The 5,126-nt window shown below is 37.3% G+C and carries 5 protein-coding genes; 3 read left to right on the plus strand and 2 right to left on the minus strand.

Annotated features, from left to right (window positions below; genetic code table 11):
- Positions 1 to 105 precede the first annotated feature (105 nt).
- Positions 106 to 1,395 (plus strand): tellurite resistance TerB C-terminal domain-containing protein, encoded by a 1,290-nt coding sequence (locus tag HWQ37_RS31145; RefSeq protein WP_292754552.1) that lies wholly within the window; start codon positions 106 to 108, stop codon positions 1,393 to 1,395.
- A 92-nt stretch (positions 1,396 to 1,487) separates the two neighbouring features.
- Positions 1,488 to 2,816, plus strand: coding sequence for an ATP-binding protein (locus tag HWQ37_RS31150; RefSeq protein WP_292754555.1), 1,329 nt, complete (start codon positions 1,488 to 1,490; stop codon positions 2,814 to 2,816).
- 1 nt (position 2,817) lies between these two features.
- Here HWQ37_RS31150 and HWQ37_RS31155 read toward each other — a convergent pair whose 3' ends face one another.
- Positions 2,818 to 4,221, minus strand: coding sequence for a serine/threonine protein kinase (locus HWQ37_RS31155; RefSeq protein ID WP_292754557.1), 1,404 nt, complete (start codon positions 4,219 to 4,221; stop codon positions 2,818 to 2,820).
- Positions 4,222 to 4,327: 106 nt separating this feature from the next.
- Here HWQ37_RS31155 and HWQ37_RS31160 point away from each other — a divergent pair, with 106 nt between their 5' ends.
- A complete protein-coding gene (locus tag HWQ37_RS31160; protein ID WP_292754560.1) occupies positions 4,328 to 4,663 on the plus strand; it encodes a XisI protein in 336 nt (111 codons plus the stop codon).
- A gap of 142 nt (positions 4,664 to 4,805) precedes the next feature.
- Here HWQ37_RS31160 and HWQ37_RS31165 read toward each other — a convergent pair.
- A partial coding sequence (locus HWQ37_RS31165) for a cupin domain-containing protein (protein ID WP_292754562.1) occupies positions 4,806 to 5,126 on the minus strand: 321 nt, incomplete at its 5' end.

Raw genomic sequence — 5,126 nt, forward strand, 5'->3', positions numbered from 1 at the left:
CGATAGCGAAGCGTTAGCGACGCAGGAGCGTCGCGTCATTACGAATTACGAATTAGTATGAGAGCTACTTATTCAGATAATTTAACTACGCTAAAAACCAGTAATATGCAATCAGTAACGATCAGCAATCGATTTATACTAGTGATAGTTGCCTTTAGTGTGAGTTTTGGTCTTAGCCTTGTCCCAAGCTGGGATTTTAATAAAGCCTTTCTCACAGGTGTAATTACTGCCGTTACTATCCATACAACAGCATTATTCATAGACAAGCGGCGCAGAAATTATGAAATGTATGTTTTAGGTTCTCTCCGCAAGCGAATTAAAGATATGGAGGGATTAAAGGCTCGCGTGGTCAGAGAAATAAATAAAATTGAAGAACATCATAATTTATTATATGCTGAATCACAACAGCTACAAAATCAAGTCATAGAAAGCCGTGGACAAAGAGATAGTCTACATCGAGAATTAAGAACATTTGCCGGACAAAAGAAGCAATTAGAAACTGAAATTAGTAATCTGCAAACTGAAATTAACAATTTGCAGAATAATCAAACTGAATTGAACAATGCGTTTTCTATCCTCACAGCAGAGAAGCGGCGTTTAGAGTCAAATTGTAATGTATCTCGTGCTGAAATCACCCAGTTGCAAAGTCAAATTTCTGAGCTACAACGCGAGAAACAAGAAGTTGAAAGTAATTTAACTCTTTTAGGTAGACTCAAACCACAATTAGAAGAAAAATTATATGAGTTGCGAATTGCAATTCAAGAGCTAGAAGTTGAGACAACCCAAAATAATCAATTGCTTGTAGCAACGAAAACCGAAAGAGAAAATATCCAAGCTATTCTTGATTCTTCACAAACCAAACTAGCAGAACACAAAGCCGAATTACAGCAATTACAAGGTCAAGTTTCATTATTGCAAGAAGAACGAGATTCATTACAAAATCAAGTATGGGAATTACTACAACAAGTAGAAACATTCAATCCAGAATCTTTGTCTGATAATTCCCCAGAAGATGATATTGAATTTTTTCCTTTTTCGGAAATAATTGAATCTTCAGATGTCATTGACATTTCGGAAGTTGAGACATCAGAAAACATACCGGAAGAATGGACTAATTTTCTCGAAAATATCCCAGGATATGAGTTACAAGTATTAAAAGCTATAGTTGAACAAGATAATCCCAATAGTGCTATTAAAAAAATTGCCGAAGCAAATATCACTATGCCAAATTTATTAATCGATTCTATAAATGAACGGGCAAATGATACTATTGGTGAATTAATAATTAATTCTGATTCGGAAAGTCCAAAAGTTTATCAGGAACACATAACAGATGTCAAAAAAATGATTGCAATGTATGAAGGTCTTATGGCTAGACACGCTTCGTCAAATTAAATTTTTATTGCCGTCATCAGATTAGTAGTAAGGTAAATATGTACCATACTTACTACCTGCTTCTGCGTTTAAAATAAAGTAAAGTGTAATACATGGCAAAACTGAAAATCTCGAAGAAAATCTCCACTGCTTTAATCAATTCCCTTGGTGCGGGGGTAGTACCAAGAGTGGGAGTTGAATATATCGCAGTAGGTCGAGAAAAAGAACTAAAAAGCCTATTACAAAATCTCGATGATATTGCAGAAGGTGTTGCAGCATTTCGCTTTATAATTGGTAACTACGGTTCTGGGAAAAGTTTTATACTGCAACTAATTCGTAACCGCGCAATGGAGCAAGGTTTTGTCGTAGCTGATGCTGATTTATCCCCCGAACGCCGATTAGCTGGGAGCAACAATGAAGGTGTGGCGACTTATCGAGAATTAATGAGCCACCTAGCTACAAAAACTCGTCCTGATGGTGGTGCTTTAGTCTCGATTTTAGAAGGATGGATTAATAAAATTCAACAAGAAGTGGTTAAAGAAACTGAAATGCGTCCGAATGACGATGGTTTTGATGACCAAGTTGAATCGAAAATTAGAGAAGTAGTTCAGTATATTGAAGATTTAGTTCACGGTTTTGATTTCGGTAGCGTGATTATCGCTTATTGGCGTGGCTACCGAATGGATGATGATAATTTAAAAAATGCGGCAATGCGCTGGTTGCGGGGAGAATTTACTACTAAGGTTGAGGCAAAAGCAGCTTTAGGAGTGCGCGTTATTATTGATGATGATAGCTGGTATGATTATATAAAACTGTTTGCGAAATTTGTCGCTGAAATTGGTTATAAAGGACTGTTAATCTTAGTTGATGAAGCTGTACATTTATATCAAATATCTACTACAGTCACGCGGGAAAAGAATTATAATCGACTCCTCGCAATGTTTAACGATACGATGCAGTGCAAAGCAGAACATCTTGGTATTGTTGTTGGTGGAACAACTAAGTTTTTAGAAGACCCCAAACGAGGGCTTTTTGCAGACCAAGCTTGGCAAAGACGCACAAAAGAAAGCCGTTTTGTTGCCCAAGCTAATGTTCAGGAACATTTAGGGCCAGTGATTCGGCTAAATCCGTTGAGTGAAGCAGAAATATTGACGCTTTTGCAACGTTTAGCTGAGATTCATGCACTCAATTTTGGGTATGAACAGACTTTGACAAATCGTGAGTTGAAGGAGTTTGTGCAAGAAATTATTAATCGCTTGGGTGCAGAAGCATTACTTACACCAGGAGAAATTGTGCGAGATTTTATGAGTGTGCTGAATATTCTTCACCAAAATCCAGGAATTGCATTTGGTGAATTAATTCATGGCTCTAAATTTAAGCCTACTGCTATGGGTAATGATGCAGAAGTGGATGAGGATGGTGCAGCCGAATTTAGTTTGTGATTTACTCTCTAGTAATTGGTAAGCCTAGCCAATCGCTGAGTTCATGAGCAAGCCAGTCAAGTTCTGGAGGAGTAGCAGGAAAAAAATAAAATTCACCACTTAAAATATCATACTTTTTTATTCCTGCCCAGATTGTAAAGCAAGGTTGATTATATGTATCCTTACTGCGTTCTAGACGTAGAATATCTTGTCTCAAGCTTGGAGATGGATGAAACCGTTTAATTCCAAACAATTCATAAATTATGGCAATTTTCTGCTGATTAATACAAAGCTTTTTTTTACCAAATACACCTATTAAAATATAAATAAATAATAAAATTATAAGGGATAAAAATAATATTAAAGATGCCAAAGATGCCAAGTTAATAATATTCCCCTCAGCAAAAATTGGCAATACAGGGATAAATAAAATAATTGGTATAAATAGAATTAAATTCATAATAGTTCTTTGGCTAAGGAAACCTCTAGGTAGGATGATAATTTCTAAAAAGTTAGCATTCTTAGTCAAGACAATTTTACTGTCAGGAGGTTTTTGAGGGGAGAAATTACTTTGTATCGTGGGAATCTGAGATGTGTTTCCTAGTTTGTTTAAGGCTTGCAAAGCATCTTCAGCAGAAGTCAAACGTTTACTCGCAATCGGTTCTGTCATTCTCCTCAACCAACTGCTGAAAGTAGGATTAATATTGGCTACTTGTTCAAATTCAAGCCGCAAGTCTGTTTGTGGTAAGTCTGCTGGATCCTGACCTGTTACCAAATAAATTAAAGTGGCTCCCAAACTGTAAAGGTCAGAAGCAGGAATAGCTCTACCATTAAATTGTTCTGGTGGTACATAGCCGTAAGTTCCCATTACTATAATTGTGCTACTTCTTCTGGCGATGGTTTGCACTGAACCAAAATCTACTAAGTACACTTCACCTACACTATTACCAGAGCGATTTGTTAATAGAATATTGCTTGGCTTGATGTCACGATGAATGACGGGCGGTTGACGGCCATGCAAATATTTGAGAATTTCTAGAATGGCTTTTGCTAGTTCCTTAACTTCTTCTTCACTGAAACTACGCCCAGCTTTGAGTTGTGCTTCTAGAGATTGGGCTGGGATATAACTTTGTACGAGTGCAAATCCTCTGCTGTTGGGTGAATCTAGCTCAAAGTAGTCAAGGTAGCCGGGAATGGCTGGGTGGGAAAGTGCTTTGAGTGTTTCAGCTTCCCGCTCAAATAATTTGAGGTCGTTCCATTCAAATTCATTACCAAAGGACAGTATTTTGACTACTACTAATTCTAGAGTTTGTAAGTCACGAGTTAGCAGCGATCGCCGTCCGGCTTTTTTGCCGAGTTCCTGTTGGACTTGATACCGTTCCAACAGGATTTCTTGGTTAGAATCTGGCAATTCTTGACTTGTCATTTGCTCGTGACTCCAAAGCTTTGTCGCTTTTATAGCTTTCCTGTTTGTTACTGCCCCACTGTAAGATTACTTAAGTTAACAACAAGTATCAGGGAAAAATAGTTAAATGGATAAACTAGCATTTTATCGTCAGTGTATTCAACAACTATTGACTGAATACGGCGATGTTAGACCGATAAACGATGAAATTGAGACGCAAATAATTTTTGATACAGAACACGACCATTATCAAATTGTTGATTTGGGATGGGATAAACACCACCGCATTTATAATTGCGTGATGCATTTGGATATTAAGAACTATAAAATTTGGATTCAACGTAACCAGACTGATAAGTTGATTGCTGATGAATTAGTAGTGATGGGTGTAATAAAAGAAGATATTGTATTGGGTTTGCAGCCTGTCTATGCTAGAGAGTACACAGGGTATGGTGTGGGGTAGGGCTAACCAAGTTTAATCATATCCGACCACGGGGCGATGCCTACGGCGAGCTAACTCTGGCGACTCATATCGTTATCTGTGTGATGCCATTTAAAATACTAATGAGTAGACCTCTAACAAAAGTCGAAATCTCTCATCAAATTCATTTGTTTTCAGGATTGGTTAAAATAGCTTTTGGTTGATTAGCATTAAATAGAGAAGCAGACAACAGAATAATCGGTTTGTTTGTTTGGTTTTCTCCATAATGAACTATTCCGACAGATTCAACTAAAGAATCTCCAACTGTAAGCTGTATAGTTTTTCCTTTTTGAAGAATCAATTTTGTGCCGTTAGCTTTTGTTACTTTAGCTTCTCCTTCTACAACAGTAAAAGTTAAAGTTCCCGCCTCTACTCGTCCAATCTGCATTCCCGGATGAGTATGAGTAGGGAGTTTTCTTCTTGGTGCGATGGTATAGCGTACAAG

Source organism: Nostoc sp. NMS4 (assembly GCF_017115095.1).
Classification (GTDB): Bacteria; Cyanobacteriota; Cyanobacteriia; order Cyanobacteriales; family Nostocaceae; genus Nostoc.